The organism is Capnocytophaga sp. oral taxon 902, from assembly GCF_013394735.1.
GTDB classification, from domain to species: Bacteria; Bacteroidota; Bacteroidia; order Flavobacteriales; family Flavobacteriaceae; genus Capnocytophaga; species Capnocytophaga ochracea.
Genome location: NZ_CP058261.1, coordinates 2,244,387 through 2,259,286, shown reverse-complemented (window position 1 = coordinate 2,259,286; position 14,900 = coordinate 2,244,387). Strand labels below are relative to the sequence as shown.

The following is a 14,900-nucleotide window of genomic DNA, read 5'->3' as shown; positions in this document are numbered from 1 at the left end:
ACATTATGGATTTTAAGAAAATAGATGCTCCTACCACTACTGTTACTTATAACAAATCGGCTATAGAAGCACCTACGGGTAATATTTATGAAGCTATATCTATTATTGCTAAAAGAGCTAACCAAATAAATGCCGAAATTAAAAAGGAATTAGTAGAAAAATTAGAGGCTTTCGCTACTAATAATGATAGCTTGGAGGAAATCTTTGAGAATAAAGAGCAAATAGAGGTATCTCGCTTTTATGAGCGCTTGCCTAAACCACAAGCTATTGCTGTAAAAGAATGGCTTGAAGGTAAGATTTATTACCGTGAAGCCGAATAGAATTGGGTATTTATAGATTATTTGTTAGGCTTTAAGCAGTAAGCGTTTGCTTGCCGTTTAGAGCCTTTTTCTAATTATATTTCTGAATTATGAATATCGTACTTGGTATTACTGCGGGTATAGCGGCTTATAAGACACCTCAATTAGTACGCTTACTCACCAAAAAGGAGCACAATGTAAAGGTAATTCTCACTGAGAATGCAAAAGAGTTTGTAACACCTCTTACCCTCAGTACAGTATCTAAAAACCCTGTGCTAACAAATTTTTCCTCTCCTGAGGGCAATTGGCATAGCCACGTAGAGTTAGCTCTATGGGCAGATGCAATGCTCATCGCTCCTGCTACGGCTAATACCATTGCTAAAATGGCTCACGGTGTATGTGATAACTTACTGTTGGCTACCTATTTCTCTGCTAAAGCACCGGTATTCATCGCTCCTGCAATGGATTTGGATATGTATGCCCACCCTACGGTTACCGAGAATTTAATTAAATTAAAGTCTTTTGGTAATCATATCATTCCCGCAACTTATGGCGAACTCGCTAGCGGACTTGTAGGACAAGGACGTATGGCTGAACCCGAAGATATAGTGCTGTTTTTAGAGAATGCACTTACCGAAAATCTTCCTTTTAAAGGTAAAAAAATTCTCATTACTGCAGGTCCTACTTACGAGGCAATCGACCCCGTGCGTTTTATAGGAAACTTTTCTTCTGGCAAAATGGGAATTGCCCTTGCTAATGAAGCCGTACGACAAGGAGCTGAGGTACATTTAATATTAGGCCCCTCTACTGAAAAGAATATTCACTCACAAATTCACTTGCATCGGGTGGTAAGTGCTCAGCAAATGTATGAAGCTGCTGTAACCGAATTTCCTACTTGTGATATCGCTATCCTCGCCGCTGCTGTAGCTGACTATACGCCTGAAACTGTAGCCTCCGAAAAAATTAAAAAGAAAGGCGGTAATCTCAGTCTAACCTTAGTGCCTACCGTCGATATATTAGCATCTTTAGGAAAAATCAAAACTACTCAGACGCTTATAGGTTTTGCCTTAGAGACTGAAAATGAAGTTGCCAATGCCCAAACCAAATTGGAGAAAAAGAATTTAGATGCTATTGTACTCAACTCCTTGCGCGATGCAGGAGCAGGCTTTGGTACTGATACCAATAAAGTTACTTTTATTACTAAAGAAACGCAAATCACTTTTCCTTTAAAAAGCAAAGAAGAAGTCGCTAAAGATATTTTAGCACAGATATTTGGCATTCTTATAGAAAAGTAATATCTTTGTACTTTCAATCTTATAAAAATAAAAATAAATGAAAGCATACATCTTCCCTGGTCAAGGAGCCCAATTTGTAGGTATGGGGCTTGATTTATACGAAAAATCTGCTGAAGCCAAAGCTCTTTTTGAAGCAGCTAATGGCATTCTCGGCTTCTCCATTACTGATATAATGTTCAGCGGTACTGATGAAGACCTCAAACAAACCAAAGTTACCCAGCCTGCTATCTTCTTGCACTCAGTAATCCTTAGCAAAGTACTCGGTAAAAATTTTGCTCCTCAAATGGTTGCAGGACATTCATTAGGTGAATTTTCTGCTTTAGTAGCCAATGAAGCCCTCTCATTTGAAGATGGTTTGCAATTAGTAGCCAAACGTGCTACCGCTATGCAAAAGGCTTGCGAATTACAACCTGGTACAATGGCTGCCGTATTAGGCTTAGACGATAGTAAGGTTGAAGAACTTTGTGCAACAGTTGACGGAATTGTAACCCCTGCCAACTATAATTGCCCAGGTCAGTTGGTGATTTCAGGTGAACTCAAAGCTGTAGAAGCAGCTTGCGAAAAGATGAAAGAAGCAGGAGCTAAGCGTGCTCTTGTATTGCCTGTAGGCGGAGCTTTTCACTCAGTACTGATGAAACCTGCCGAAGAAGAATTGGCAGCAGCGATTGAGCAAACGACTTTCCATAAACCACTTTGTCCAGTATACCAAAATGTAACTACTACGGCTGTAAGCAATGAAGCTAACATTAAAAAGAACCTCATCAAGCAACTTACTGCTCCTGTGAAATGGACACAAAGTGTACAACAGATGATTGCTGATGGTGCTACCGAATTTATTGAAGTAGGACCTGGCAAAGTGCTACAAGGCTTGGTGAAGAAAATAAACAAAGAGGCAGTGGTAGCTTCAGTAGAAATATGATACAAGTAGAAAATTTACATAAATCTTTTAACGGAACTGAAGTGCTCAAAGGTATTTCTACTACTTTTGAAAAAGGTAAAACGAATCTGATTATCGGGCAAAGTGGTTCAGGTAAAACTGTGTTCCTCAAATCACTTTTAGGTCTTTTTACCCCCGATTCGGGCGACATTATCTACGATGGGGTGAAGTACGCTGATATGAAACGCAAAGAACGTGTAGCCTTGCGTCAAAAAATGGGAATGGTATTCCAAGGAAGCGCTTTATTCGACTCTATGACGGTGCTCGAGAATGTGATGTTCCCTTTGAAGATGTTTTCTCAAAAAACACCTGAAGAAATACGCGAGCGTGCTAATATAGTATTGAGCCGTGTAAACCTAGTAAATGCCGATGATAAATTACCTTCGGAAATTTCTGGAGGTATGCAGAAACGGGTAGCTATTGCTCGCGCTATCGTAAACCAACCCAACTACTTGTTTTGTGATGAACCTAACTCAGGGCTCGACCCTAAGACCTCTATTGTGATAGACAACCTTATCCAGGAAATTACTGAAGAGTTTAACATCACCACCGTAATCAATACTCACGATATGAACTCAGTAATGGAAATAGGGGCTAAGATTGTATTCCTAAAAAATGGTTATAAAGAATGGGAAGGCACTAAAGAAACTATTTTCCGGACCGATAACGAAGCTGTTACTGACTTTGTGTATTCATCGGAGCTGTTTAAGAAGGTAAGGAAAGCTTATTTAGAAGAACACGAGGATTAGATTAATAATTAAATTTCTAAAAAGCTACCTATAAAGTTTATAGGTAGCTTTTTTATTATTAGAGAATTAAGGGAATTTATATTCTAAATCTCACTTAAAAAGAAAAGCTCTCCTTGGAGAAAGGAAAGCTTTCATTGGTTTACTATAAACCCGTGTAAAAATATTTACACAAAACAACACAACTAAATCTTATGAAGCGGTCTGGACGGGACTCGAACCCGCGACCCCATGCGTGACAGGCATGTATTCTAACCAGCTGAACTACCAGACCTTCAGCAAATTTGTGCAATTCATTTCTTCATTGCGGTTGCAAAGGTACTACTTTTTTTATTACTTGCAAATTTTTAGAGCGTTTTTTTAAACTTTTTTTAATCTTTCTTTATAATATATCTGATAATAAACATATTAAAATATTAGATATTAAAGGTTGTATTGGCTGTTTTTAGATGTAATTCCACTGCATTACTATCGGTAAGGCTTGTAATATAACAAGTAATGCCCATCACTTTGTCATATAACGAGCCATTTTTGCGATACTTTTCAGGTAACTTTTTAAGCAAAAGTTTATCAAATGATGTCTCACGTCCGTTTTCTTGATTGATAATAGCTGTAAAAAAGATATCTAATAAATGTTGTAAAACCACATAGCCCGATACTTCTTTTTCTACTACCTCATCTGATTGATATATACGTTCCACACTACAATCTATTACATCAGTGATTTGGTGGCGATATTTACTATCATATAAAAGCGACTGGTGAAATTCTCCTGCCAAGATTGCATCTTCATTTTGCAAGAAGATGTCGGTAGCATCTTGTATCAAAGTGCCTATAGCAACTGCACGTAAATAAGCAATACGTTCTTCTTTAGTTTGTAGTTTGCTATATTTATGAGTATTTATCTTATCTGAGATGATACCACCTAAATACTCTAAGGCTACATCTTCGCTTATAAGCCCTAAGTTGATACCGTCTTCAAAGTCTATAATAGTATAACAGATATCGTCGGCTGCCTCGACCAAGAAAGCTAAGGGGTGACGTGCATAACGCAATTCACCATTTACACTATTAGATTTTAGTCCTAAAGTTTCAGCCACCTCTTTGAAGAATTTTTTATCGCCTTGGAAAAAACCATATTTCTTATCAGCTATACGGTCAGTAGGACGTACAGGTAGTGATTCTTTAGGATACTTAGTAAAAGCTCCTAAGGTAGCATAAGTAAGCCGTAAGCCCCCCTCTGCCCCCAAACGTGTTTCATTAAGAATTCTAAAACCATTGGCATTCCCTTCAAAACTACACAAATCAGCATACTCGGCTTCTGTGAGTAAATGTTTGATAGCAGTTCCTTTTTTGAATTGAAAAAACTCTCCTATAGCCTTTTCACCACTGTGTCCAAAAGGTGGATTACCAATATCGTGTGCTACCGCAGCTGCTGCAATAATGGCTCCAAAATCATTAGTTTGGTAACCCAATTCGCGCAAGTGAGGATATTTAGTGAGCACGTGTTTACCCACAGCACGCCCCAAACTACGCCCCACTACCGACACCTCAATACTATGTGTAAGACGTGTGTGTACAAAACTTGTTTTTGAAAGTGGAATTACTTGTGTTTTGTCTTGCAAGCTACGAAAAGCACTTGAAAAGACCACACGGTCATAATCCATATCAAAACTGAGTCGTGTTTCATCTTCATTTTTTCGCAAACGAAGACTAGTATCACCATATTTGTTAAGAGAGAGTAAGTTTTCCCAAAGCATTTTTATTGTTTATTTAAGGTACGGGGTCATAGCCACTGCCTCCCCAAGGGTGGCAACTGCATATACGCTTAATTGCCAACCAGCCTCCTTTAAAAAAACCGTACTTTTGCAAGGCTTCTAAAGTGTATTGCGAGCAGGTAGGGGTATACCTGCACGTAGGAGGCTTGAGTGGCGAAATGGCTACTTGATAAAAGCGCACTAAATAAATGAAAAGATACTTCATTTCATTAGTTATTAGTCAGTAGTTATTAGCCGTTAGTTTTCTAACTACTACTTAGTAAATCGCTCAATTACTTCGTTGCTTACACCAGTATTAGAGAAGCCTCCATCGTGGAAGAGGTTTTGCATCGTTACTTTGCGAGTAAGATCGGAGAAGAGAGATACCGTATAATTGGCACAATCTTGAGCGGTGGCATTACCCAGTGGCGACATAGCATCGGCATAGGCGATAAAACCGTCGAAACCTTTTACACCTTGTCCTGCAGTAGTAGCGGTAGGTGATTGTGAAATGGTATTCACACGCACTTTCTTGTCTTTACCAAAGAAATAGCCAAAACTACGCGCAATAGATTCTAAGTAGGCTTTATTATCAGCCATATCATTATAATCAGGGAAGGTGCGTTGTGCTGCCATATAAGTAAGGGCAACAATACTACCCCACTCGTTCATTGCATCGTTCTTATAAAGCACTTGGCATACCTTGTGAAAAGAAAGCGCTGAAACGTCCCAACCTTTTTCGGTGTTCACATAGTTAGACTCGGTGTAAGGAATGTTTTTGCGTACGTTTACCGACATACCGATAGAGTGCAACACAAAATCCAACTTACCCCCTAAAATCTCCATAGCTTTGGTTACCAAGTTTTGGAGATCGTCCATATTGGTAGCATCGGCAGGAATGATTTCAGAGCCTGTTTTTTCAGCTAAGTTTTTTATTTGTCCCATACGCATTGCTACGGGAGCATTGGTAAGTACAAACTTACCGCCTTCTTCGTGTACACGTTCTGCTGTTTTCCAAGCAATAGAATTTTCGTCTAAGGCACCAAAGATGATACCCTTTTTTCCTTTTAATAAATTATACATAATTTTTTCTTTTATAAAATGAATTTTGTTCCTATGGGGCAAATGTACAAAATATTTCTGTATAAATAAAAAGCTACCTGACATTTTAGGTAGCTTTCTATCTGTATACAATAAGTGTATTACTTTTCAAACGCTTTTAAAGCATTGATAATAATAGCAATACACTCTCTTAATTCCGTTTCATTCATTACCAATGGCGGAGCAAATCTAATGATATTGCCGTGAGTAGGTTTAGCGAGCAACCCATTATCGCGCATCTTTAGGCAGATATTCCAAGCAGTGTCACTCTCTTCTGTATCGTTGATAACCACCGCATTTAGGAGTCCTTTACCACGTACTAAGGTGGCTATTTTTGAGGTTTTGATATAGTCGCCGATTTCTTTGCGAAAAATCTCACCCAAACGAGCGGCATTTTCAGCCAAATGCTCATCTTTTACTACCTGTAAGGCTTCAATCGCTACGGCTGCTGCCAAAGGATTGCCTCCAAAAGTACTACCGTGTTGTCCAGCTTTAATCACGTGCATAATACGGTCATCAGCAAGGACAGCACTCACGGGGTATACACCTCCACTAAGGGCTTTCCCCAGTACCAATATATCTGGTTTTACATTCTCGTGGTCTACTGCCAAACGTTTTCCGGTACGCGCTACTCCTGTTTGTACCTCATCGGCGATAAAAAGTGCATTATACTTTTCGCATAAGGCTTTTGCTCCGCTTAAATACCCCTCAGAAGGAACGTATACGCCAGCTTCACCTTGTATAGGTTCTACTAAAAAGCCTGCTACTGTTGCTTTATTATCAGCAAGTACTTGTTCCAAAGCAACTAAATCGTTGTAAGGAACGGAAACAAAACCAGGTGTATAAGGACCAAAGTTCTTACGCGCATTTTTATCAGATGAAAAAGATACAACTGTAGTGGTACGCCCGTGGAAGTTCTGGTCGCATACGATGATGATGGCAGCACTTTCAGGCACCCCTTTCTGTTCGTAAGCCCATTTACGACATATTTTAATAGCTGTTTCTACCGCTTCAGCTCCTGTATTCATCGGGAGGACTTTCTCGAAGCCAAAATACTCGGTTACGTACTTTTCATACACTCCGAGCTTATCGTTGTAGAAAGCGCGAGAAGTGAGTGTAAGAGTTTGCGCTTGGTCAGTAAGTGCTTTTATGATACGTGGGTGGCAGTGACCTTGGTTTACGGCAGAGTAAGACGAAAGAAAATCGTAGTAGCGTTTGCCTTCGACGTCCCACACATATACCCCTTGCCCTTTGCAGAGTACGACGGGTAGTGGGTGATAGTTATGGGCACCGTACTGATTTTCGAGTGCCATTGCTTGTTCTGAGGTTAATTTATGTGTTATCATATATTTGTGTTATATACTTTTAAAGATAAATAATATTCATTCTATTACAAAGCTTTATTTTCATATTTACTTTGTGTTTAATAGTAATTTTTATCGTAAAAAACTTGGACAAAGATACAACAATAAATTAAATAATCCTATATATTCATATAAAAAAACAAGTTTGACGCCTAAATTTCTTTATATGAAATAGTTAATATCCGTTTTATACTTACAGTATTTTTTCTTTTCACAGAAATAATTCTGCAGTATTTCATACTTTTGAACAATAACTTTATTACAGTGTTAACTATTGATTTTCTTTGTATTAACATTAGATTTTATATTTATTCAAAAAAATAGAAAAAAGATTTTTATAAAAAATTTCTTTTTATTAAAAAATAATACATATCTTTGCCCTCATTAAATTATCATAAATTATGACAGATACAGTATTACAGCCAAAAAGTACAGATGCAAAAACAGAAGTAAATACACAACTAACTGGTGCACAGCTACAACAAATGCTTGATGCTCACTGTCAAGAAATGAAAGCAGAAATGCCAGGATTCCTCTTCTATGGAATTTTGAGCAGTTCTGATGGTTCTATCTTAAGCAAAGCTTCTGCCAATGAAGAAGCTTCAAAAATAGTTGAACAAGGTTCTGCCTTTCATCTTACTATTATTGATCAAGTAAAGAAAGTAGTAGATAGCAATGACGCTTTAGGAAAGTCGGAGTTAGATTATATCCTTATTGAAACAGACAAAATCACGTTTATGTTGATGATTTCAGCTTTAGGAAAGTTCTTTTCTATTACTGCTTTAGATAGAGCTAAATCAAACGTTGGTATCTCGAGAGCTTTACTTTACAAGTGCAAAAGAGAGTTTGGGACACTATTAGACGACTTTTTTTAGTGTTTTTTTTTAACAGAAAAAATTATAAAGAGCACAAAGCAGACAATCTGTTTTGTGCTCTTTTTTATACTAATCAAAATATAAAACTTTTAATAAGATTTCATTATAAGCTCATCATTATAGTTCTACGATATTGCTGTTTTCATCAATGAGAATATAATGCCTCTTGGAAGCATCGCATACTAAAAAAGAAGCTTATTTGAGCTTGTTGTTTCACTTTAGATAGAATGGTAGCATATATTTTGTAAAAACAAAAAAGCACAAATTCGGAATGCCCAAATTTGTGCTCTGAAGATATTATTTAATATCTATTTTTTAGAGGTGTTCATCTAATGCTCCTGCAAGGGATCTGCTTCTTTCAACTAAAGTTCTAGCTATTGCTATATTAGCTTTGGCTCTATCTAAGGCTAAGAGAATAAAATATTTCCCTGAATTTGAAACCCCAATCACATTAGTAACTTTATCAGTTTCGATAAGAATACTATGTGTTTCTTTAACTCCTAATGATTCACTTGAAGTAACCACTTTTTTCACTTGCTCTACAATAGTTGAGAAAAAGGGAGAGACTTCGTTTGCAATTTTTGAAATTTCTGGATTAGCTGAAGAACTTCCAATGATAGTTCCATCAGCGCAATTGAGAATTCCACAAAAGATGAAGCCTGGCAAATTAGCTTTCATATCTAAGCAGAGCTTGTTAACTGATTCTTGTAATTCTTTACCTGTCATAAACTTGATTTTTTTATATGTTATTTTGATGCAAATATATGTATAATATATACAAGTATTTCTTTTTTAACATTATTTAATGCTTTTTATATATGCTTTAAGTTTTTTAACTTGTATTATTGTGAAATAAAACAGAAAAATAAAAGCATTAATATATCATCACAGCTCCTACGGTAGCGTTGCTGGTCTCATCGATGAGGATAGCACTACCCATTGGAGGATTGCTTTGGAATGCATCGTATACTAATGGGGAAGCCGTTTTGAGTCGGATTTTTGCGATTTCATTGAGTTTTACACTTTCTACGCCTTCAGTTTGGTTGAGGGTATTGACATCTATTTTATACTCTATTTCCTTCACAATTGCTTTTACAAGTTTACTACGCTGTTGCAACAAATATTTATTACCTTCGCGCAATTCGCGTTTATCCATCCAGCATACAACAGCCTCAATATCTTGTCCTTGCTGAGGCTCTGCTCCTTGTTTGGCAAAGTAGTCGCCACGAGAGATATCGATATCGTCTTCGATGTGTAGTACTACTGGGTCACCTGCCTTTGCTTCTGCCACTTCTTCGCCGTTATGCTCTATCTTACTGAGTTTTGTAGTAATACCTTCTGGCTCTACTACTATCGTATCACCTTTGCGATAAGTGCCCGAAATGACTTCTCCTGCATAACCGCGGTAATCGTGTAAAGCTTCGGTTTGTGGGCGTATTACGTACTGCACCTGAAAACGAGGTTGGTCATAGTTGTTTTTGGTAATTTCTACTGTTTCCAAAAAGTCTAAAAGCGAATTGCCTTTGTACCAAGGCATCGCCTCAGTGGTATTCACGATATTATCGCCTACAAAAGCTGAAATAGGGAAATAGTGCACGCTCTTCAATCCTAAACGTTTGGCAATCTCTTCGTACTCTTGCTTGATATTGTTAAATACCTCTTCGCTATAACCTACCAAGTCCATTTTGTTTACGGTTACCACTACCTCTGGGATATTGAGCAGGGAGGCGATGATTGAGTGACGACGAGTTTGTTCGGTTACGCCATTGCGAGCATCTACCAAAATGATTATGAGCTCGGAATTAGAAGCGCCCGTAATCATATTGCGGGTGTATTGGGTATGACCAGGAGCATCGGCGATGATAAATTTGCGCTTGGGAGTAGCAAAGTAGCGGTAGGCTACATCGATAGTAATCCCTTGTTCGCGTTCAGCACGGAGCCCGTCGGTGATGATAGCGAGGTCGATACCATCGTCGTTCTTATTTTTTGATTGTTGTTCCAATGCTTCGAGCTGGTCGGCTAAAATACTTTTGCTATCGTATAACAATCGACCTATAAGGGTACTTTTACCGTCGTCTACGCTACCTGCGGTGATAAATCGTAATATATTCATTTGCTTTATTTCTGTTGAGTAAATATAATTTGGTGCAAAAGTACAAACTAATTAGCAAATTAGCAAATTTGGGACTTAGTAAATGGGACACGCCCATTCCACCATCAAGTGCAATTTTTCAGATTACTTTCTGATAGAATAAATCTTTAGGTTTTTCAAAATCTAATACTTTTCTTGGTCTATTATTAATTTTATATTGATATTCTTTAATTTCTTTATCTGTAATATTTTTAAAATCAGTATTTTTAGGTATGTATTGCCGTACAAGACCATTGGTGTGTTCACTAAGACCTCGCTCCCAAGAACTATAAGGATGAGCAAAGAAAAATTGTAGGTTCAATTTCTTTTCAACTCGCTTAAAATCAGAAAATTCATTACCATTGTCAGCAGTAATTGTCTTTATATAGTTTTTGTAAGGCAAGGTCATATCTATAAGTTCATCTGCTAATGATTTAGCTTTCTTTCCTTCTTTTAACTTTTTCATAAATAACATTTTAGTAGTCATTTCAACCAATGTAAGTATCGCTCCTTTATTTCCTGCTCCTACAATTAAATCTATTTCCCAGTGTCCAAACTCTGTTTTCTGACTTATAACCTCAGGACGTTCTTCAATAGACTTTTTATCTTCTACTTTCTTTTTACAAGTGTACAATGCTCTACTTCTATGCTTAAGCTGATGACGAGTGTGTTTGTATAGTTCGCCTCCGTTTTCTTTGTCTTGGTGAATGAAATTATAGATAGTTGTTTTTCCAACCATTGGTATTCTATTTTTTTTACAATACCCTACAATTTGCTCAACAGACCACTGTTCTTCAGTGATATGCTTAATAACAAAAACTTTCATTTCTTTAGTAAATTTACGTTCTTTCCTAAAACGTTCTTTACGCTCTTCTGAGATTTCTTGAGCTACTTTTGGACTGTATTTTCCTGTCTTTGTTTTGTTTCTTGACAGCTCTCGACTGACGGTAGAGGGATTACACTCTGCATAAAGAGCAATATCTTTTTGTTTGATTCCGCTTGCTTTTAAAGCAGAAATTACCGACCTTTGCACCAAATTTAAATGCTTATATTCTTTCATTGTCATTTACAAAGAAAAGCATTTATTTTGAAAGAGAAAAGACTTTTATAGTTTTTTCTCTTTTTTTATTTTTCAGAGGGTTGCCCCTTAGAGGCAAAACCCTCTGAAAAATAAAAGTTTTACTAAAAATTACTACTTAAAATTGCAATTATTAGTGGAACTTACAACACTTGTATTTAAAAACCTAACCCCCGTTCCCCCTTCCCGAAAGGAAGGGGGGCAATGCGCAAAAGCGACTTTTTAAAGAGAAAACATCTAATATTCTCTACGATTTTTTTGTGGTTTATTAATAAAGTATAAGCCTATTATTTTAAAAACGAATGCCGTGCTGAGTAAATGAGGCACGAACTACAAGAAATGCAGTAGCAGAGGCGGACTTGTAGAACGAGAGTCAGACAGGTGGGAGGTGCGAGTCACACGGGCGATAGAGGATTAGAGCTATCGGAAGAAAACAGAGAAGTTCGAAAGTGATTAAAGAGTGATTTTGGTGAGAAATGGTCGTTAGGAGGGTATGGTTAGCTTATAGGGAGCTTATAGGAAGCTTATACGAATCTTGGACGATTGGTATAGAAAGGGTATATAAAAAGTTGATTAACACTATGATACAACAATGATAAAAATGTTAAAAACGGGGTTTCGAGGCGAAAGAAAGGGAAAAGGCAATAGGCCTTAGGCCATAGGCACTAGGGGGGAGTGTGAAGGAAAAGAGAATTGACGGGTCGGGAAATTAGAGAATTAGAAAATTTGGAAATTAGCAAATGGAGTGAGAGGTTCTGGACTATAGACCATAGGCATTAGGAGGGAGTATGACGGAAAGAGAATTGACGGGTCGGGAAATTAGAGAATTAGCAAATTTGGAAATTAGCAAATGGAGTGAGAGGTTCTGGACTATAGGCCATAGGCATTAGGAGGGAGTATGACGGAAAAGGGGGAATTAGTGATAGGAAAGGCGAATGAAAAATGAAATTTTGTTATATTGAATTGATGTTATTTAACTATAAGGGGCGAAAGAAGAACCAATAATAACTTGTATTAAAAGTTTTACTACAAAAAACTTTACTATTAATACCAAATTTTATATTTTTGCACAAAATAAATCAGAGCTAAAAACGAGCTCATCGCTTAACTGAAATAAGAAAATGAGCTTCTGAGACAATTAAAAGATTATAAGGTAAAAGGTAAAAAAGATGACAAGTGATAAAATGAGAATTGTATTTATGGGGACACCTGACTTTGCGTTGGCGTCGCTAAAAGCATTAGTAGAGAACCATTACAACGTAGTAGGTGTAGTAACGGTAGCCGATAAACCTTCGGGACGGGGACAGAAGCTACACCAGTCGCCAGTGAAACTCTATGCCGAAAGCAAAGGGATACCGGTATTACAACCCATAAAACTAAAAGATGAAACTTTTGTAAATGCACTGAAAGCCTTACAACCCGATTTGCAAGTAGTAGTAGCCTTCCGTATGTTGCCCGAAGTGGTATGGCGATTACCTAAATACGGCACATTCAATCTGCACGCCTCTCTTTTGCCTAACTATCGTGGAGCAGCTCCCATCAACTGGGCAATTATCAACGGGGAAAAGGAAACAGGGGTAACGACTTTCTTTATAGACGAAAAGATTGATACAGGAGCTATTATCGCACAAGAGGTTACACCTATTGAGTCTCACGAAACAGCGGGTACCTTACACGACAAACTAATGGTGCAAGGTGCTGAATTGGTACTAAAAACCGTAGATAGCATTGCAGAAGGTTCTTGCACTACCCAACCACAAAACAAAGAAGTAACCTTTGCCGAAGCTCCTAAGATATACAAAGAGACTTGTAAGATAGATTGGCAAGCGGAAGGAATGACAATAGAGCGTTTAGTGAGGGGAATGAGCCCCTACCCTACTGCGTGGACAGCGTTTGTACAAAAAGGAGAAGTGTTAAATGTAAAAGTATATGATGCTCTTTTCGAACCTGTCTCTCATCAATATCCTATTGGGGAACTCTTAGTAGATAAAAAAGGACTGCGTGTAGCTGTGAAAGATGGTTATATACAGCTATTAGAATTGCAATTACCTGCTAAAAAACGTATGAAGACCACAGACTTGCTAAATGGGTTCAGCTTTGATAATACCACAATACTATAATGACGAGTCGTAGCACGACAGGCAATTAAAAAACTTTGGTAAAGTTCGCTTTCTTAATCAGATAATTGAAAAATCGGCTAATTGGCTCATTAATTTTTCGATTTCTTGTTCGGTATTAAAACTGTGCAAGCATATTCTCAACCGTTCTTGTCCCGCAGGCACGGTGGGCACTAAAATGGGTAATACACCTATGCCTTGGGCTTGTAGTACTTTGGCAAGTGCTTTCACTCGTTCATTGCCTGCTACTACTATGGCTTGAATAGCCGAATCAGAAGGAATAAAACCCTGTATATTGTATTTAGCAATTTGCGATTTAAAATACTGTATATTATGATGCAGTTGTTCTATTGACTTAGTTGTCTGTAAGGTCTCATATCCTGCCCTAATAGTTGCCACACTATGTGGACTCATAGCAGTAGTATATATGAAAGAGCGTGAAAAGTTCACTAAATACTGTATTACCTCATTTGAAGCTAAGACAGCTGCTCCGTGTGCTCCCAAGCCTTTTCCGAAGGTAACGATGCGGGCAAAGATTTCTTCTTCTAACCCCAATGCTTGCACCAACCCAGAGCCGTGCTTGCCAAATACTCCTATGGCGTGTGCTTCGTCTACCGCTATATAAGCCCCATACTGCTTTGCTAATGTTACCAAACGCACCAAATCAGGACTATCACCGTCCATTGAAAAAACTGTTTCAGTAACGATGAGCATCGTTTTATCAGGGGTAGCAAACTTCTTTAAGAGCTTTTCTAAATCGTCTAAATCATTATGTTTAAACTTATAGGAGTTGGCTAAACTCAGTGAAATACCGTCGCGTATAGAAGCGTGGCTGTAACTATCGTATAAGATAATATCACCCCGCCCTACGATACAGGAGAAGAATCCCACATTGGCGTCATAGCCCGAATTGTACAAAAGAGCTGTTTCAGCCTTATGAAAATGAGCTATATAGCTTTCGGTTTCGGGAAATATAGGCAAGTTACCTGAAAGCAATCGGGAGCCTGTAGCCCCGTGAGGTGCCGTTTGCTGAGGGAGTAATTGAGAGATGCGTTTAGTAATCTCAGAATTTGTACTGAATCCTATATAATCATTGGAGTAGAAATCGATAGCAAAATGGCGTTGTTTGAGACTGCGTAAAGCATTGTGAGCCTCACGTTCAGCTAATTTTTCTTTGATGTGTTTCATATTGAATATTCT

At 37.8% G+C, this 14,900-nt stretch carries 14 protein-coding genes and 1 tRNA gene; 6 read left to right on the top strand and 9 right to left on the bottom strand.

The window, feature by feature from the left end:
- Positions 1–5: 5 nt before the first annotated feature.
- The 4 genes from HW278_RS09650 (at position 6) to HW278_RS09635 (ending at position 3,280) form a co-directional block, all read left to right on the top strand.
- Positions 6–320: a DNA-directed RNA polymerase subunit omega gene (locus tag HW278_RS09650; RefSeq protein WP_002670957.1), complete on the top strand. Its 315-nt coding sequence runs from the start codon at positions 6–8 to the stop codon at positions 318–320.
- A gap of 89 nt (positions 321–409) precedes the next feature.
- Positions 410–1,594 (top strand): bifunctional phosphopantothenoylcysteine decarboxylase/phosphopantothenate--cysteine ligase CoaBC, encoded by a 1,185-nt coding sequence (gene coaBC, locus HW278_RS09645; RefSeq protein WP_178977670.1) that lies wholly within the window; start codon positions 410–412, stop codon positions 1,592–1,594.
- 37 nt (positions 1,595–1,631) lie between these two features.
- Complete coding sequence (fabD, locus tag HW278_RS09640; protein WP_178977669.1) at positions 1,632–2,513, top strand: ACP S-malonyltransferase; 882 nt, start codon at positions 1,632–1,634, stop codon at positions 2,511–2,513.
- Entirely contained in the window at positions 2,510–3,280 is a 771-nt protein-coding gene (locus HW278_RS09635; protein ID WP_009411683.1) for an ABC transporter ATP-binding protein, read from the top strand. Before fabD ends, HW278_RS09635 begins: the two co-directional genes overlap by 4 nt.
- 197 nt (positions 3,281–3,477) lie before the next feature.
- Here the strand turns inward: HW278_RS09635 and HW278_RS09630 are convergent.
- The 5 genes from HW278_RS09630 to rocD all read right to left on the bottom strand — a co-directional run bounded on the left by HW278_RS09630 (position 3,478) and on the right by rocD (position 7,481).
- Positions 3,478–3,551, bottom strand: a tRNA-Asp gene (locus tag HW278_RS09630).
- Between the two features lie 142 nt (positions 3,552–3,693).
- Entirely contained in the window at positions 3,694–5,037 is a 1,344-nt protein-coding gene (dgt, locus tag HW278_RS09625; protein WP_178977668.1) for a dGTP triphosphohydrolase, read from the bottom strand.
- Positions 5,038–5,050: 13 nt separating this feature from the next.
- Positions 5,051–5,260, bottom strand: a complete 210-nt coding sequence (gene yidD / locus HW278_RS09620) for a membrane protein insertion efficiency factor YidD (RefSeq protein WP_002680684.1) — start codon at positions 5,258–5,260, stop codon at positions 5,051–5,053.
- A 47-nt stretch (positions 5,261–5,307) separates the two neighbouring features.
- The gene (locus HW278_RS09615; protein ID WP_009421302.1) at positions 5,308–6,117 is read right to left on the bottom strand and encodes an enoyl-ACP reductase; all 810 of its coding nucleotides are present in this window, start codon (positions 6,115–6,117) and stop codon (positions 5,308–5,310) included.
- 119 nt (positions 6,118–6,236) lie between these two features.
- Complete coding sequence (gene rocD / locus HW278_RS09610) at positions 6,237–7,481, bottom strand: ornithine--oxo-acid transaminase (protein ID WP_048747386.1); 1,245 nt, start codon at positions 7,479–7,481, stop codon at positions 6,237–6,239.
- 419 nt (positions 7,482–7,900) lie between these two features.
- Here rocD and HW278_RS09605 point away from each other — a divergent pair, with 419 nt between their 5' ends.
- Positions 7,901–8,374, top strand: coding sequence for a hypothetical protein (locus HW278_RS09605; RefSeq protein WP_009420700.1), 474 nt, complete (start codon positions 7,901–7,903; stop codon positions 8,372–8,374).
- Positions 8,375–8,689: 315 nt separating this feature from the next.
- On the opposite strand, the gene HW278_RS09600 is transcribed toward HW278_RS09605, so the two are convergent.
- The 3 genes from HW278_RS09600 to HW278_RS09590 all read right to left on the bottom strand — a co-directional run bounded on the left by HW278_RS09600 (position 8,690) and on the right by HW278_RS09590 (position 11,565).
- The gene (locus tag HW278_RS09600; protein WP_178958452.1) at positions 8,690–9,100 is read right to left on the bottom strand and encodes a hypothetical protein; all 411 of its coding nucleotides are present in this window, start codon (positions 9,098–9,100) and stop codon (positions 8,690–8,692) included.
- Positions 9,101–9,248: 148 nt separating this feature from the next.
- A complete protein-coding gene (locus HW278_RS09595) occupies positions 9,249–10,487 on the bottom strand; it encodes a sulfate adenylyltransferase subunit 1 (RefSeq protein WP_178977667.1) in 1,239 nt (412 codons plus the stop codon).
- 118 nt (positions 10,488–10,605) lie between these two features.
- Positions 10,606–11,565: an IS30 family transposase gene (locus HW278_RS09590; RefSeq protein ID WP_255493530.1), complete on the bottom strand. Its 960-nt coding sequence runs from the start codon at positions 11,563–11,565 to the stop codon at positions 10,606–10,608.
- A gap of 1,187 nt (positions 11,566–12,752) precedes the next feature.
- Here HW278_RS09590 and fmt point away from each other — a divergent pair.
- Entirely contained in the window at positions 12,753–13,703 is a 951-nt protein-coding gene (gene fmt, locus HW278_RS09585; RefSeq protein WP_178977666.1) for a methionyl-tRNA formyltransferase, read from the top strand.
- A gap of 57 nt (positions 13,704–13,760) precedes the next feature.
- On the opposite strand, the gene HW278_RS09580 is transcribed toward fmt, so the two are convergent.
- A complete protein-coding gene (locus tag HW278_RS09580; RefSeq protein WP_178977665.1) occupies positions 13,761–14,888 on the bottom strand; it encodes an aminotransferase class I/II-fold pyridoxal phosphate-dependent enzyme in 1,128 nt (375 codons plus the stop codon).
- Positions 14,889–14,900: the final 12 nt, after the last annotated feature.

What these genes read in the sequence shown, in the direction of transcription:
- HW278_RS09590 (WP_255493530.1), bottom strand. Translation starts at nt 11,565, where the DNA reads ATGAAAGAATATAAGCATTTAAATTTGGTGCAAAGGTCGGTAATTTCT.
- dgt (WP_178977668.1), bottom strand. Translation starts at nt 5,037, where the DNA reads ATGCTTTGGGAAAACTTACTCTCTCTTAACAAATATGGTGATACTAGT.
- HW278_RS09635 (WP_009411683.1), top strand. Translation starts at nt 2,510, where the DNA reads ATGATACAAGTAGAAAATTTACATAAATCTTTTAACGGAACTGAAGTG.
- yidD (WP_002680684.1), bottom strand. Translation starts at nt 5,260, where the DNA reads ATGAAGTATCTTTTCATTTATTTAGTGCGCTTTTATCAAGTAGCCATT.
- HW278_RS09650 (WP_002670957.1), top strand. Translation starts at nt 6, where the DNA reads ATGGATTTTAAGAAAATAGATGCTCCTACCACTACTGTTACTTATAAC.
- HW278_RS09615 (WP_009421302.1), bottom strand. Translation starts at nt 6,117, where the DNA reads ATGTATAATTTATTAAAAGGAAAAAAGGGTATCATCTTTGGTGCCTTA.
- rocD (WP_048747386.1), bottom strand. Translation starts at nt 7,481, where the DNA reads ATGATAACACATAAATTAACCTCAGAACAAGCAATGGCACTCGAAAAT.
- HW278_RS09605 (WP_009420700.1), top strand. Translation starts at nt 7,901, where the DNA reads ATGACAGATACAGTATTACAGCCAAAAAGTACAGATGCAAAAACAGAA.
- HW278_RS09600 (WP_178958452.1), bottom strand. Translation starts at nt 9,100, where the DNA reads ATGACAGGTAAAGAATTACAAGAATCAGTTAACAAGCTCTGCTTAGAT.
- HW278_RS09595 (WP_178977667.1), bottom strand. Translation starts at nt 10,487, where the DNA reads ATGAATATATTACGATTTATCACCGCAGGTAGCGTAGACGACGGTAAA.
- coaBC (WP_178977670.1), top strand. Translation starts at nt 410, where the DNA reads ATGAATATCGTACTTGGTATTACTGCGGGTATAGCGGCTTATAAGACA.
- HW278_RS09580 (WP_178977665.1), bottom strand. Translation starts at nt 14,888, where the DNA reads ATGAAACACATCAAAGAAAAATTAGCTGAACGTGAGGCTCACAATGCT.
- fabD (WP_178977669.1), top strand. Translation starts at nt 1,632, where the DNA reads ATGAAAGCATACATCTTCCCTGGTCAAGGAGCCCAATTTGTAGGTATG.
- fmt (WP_178977666.1), top strand. Translation starts at nt 12,753, where the DNA reads ATGACAAGTGATAAAATGAGAATTGTATTTATGGGGACACCTGACTTT.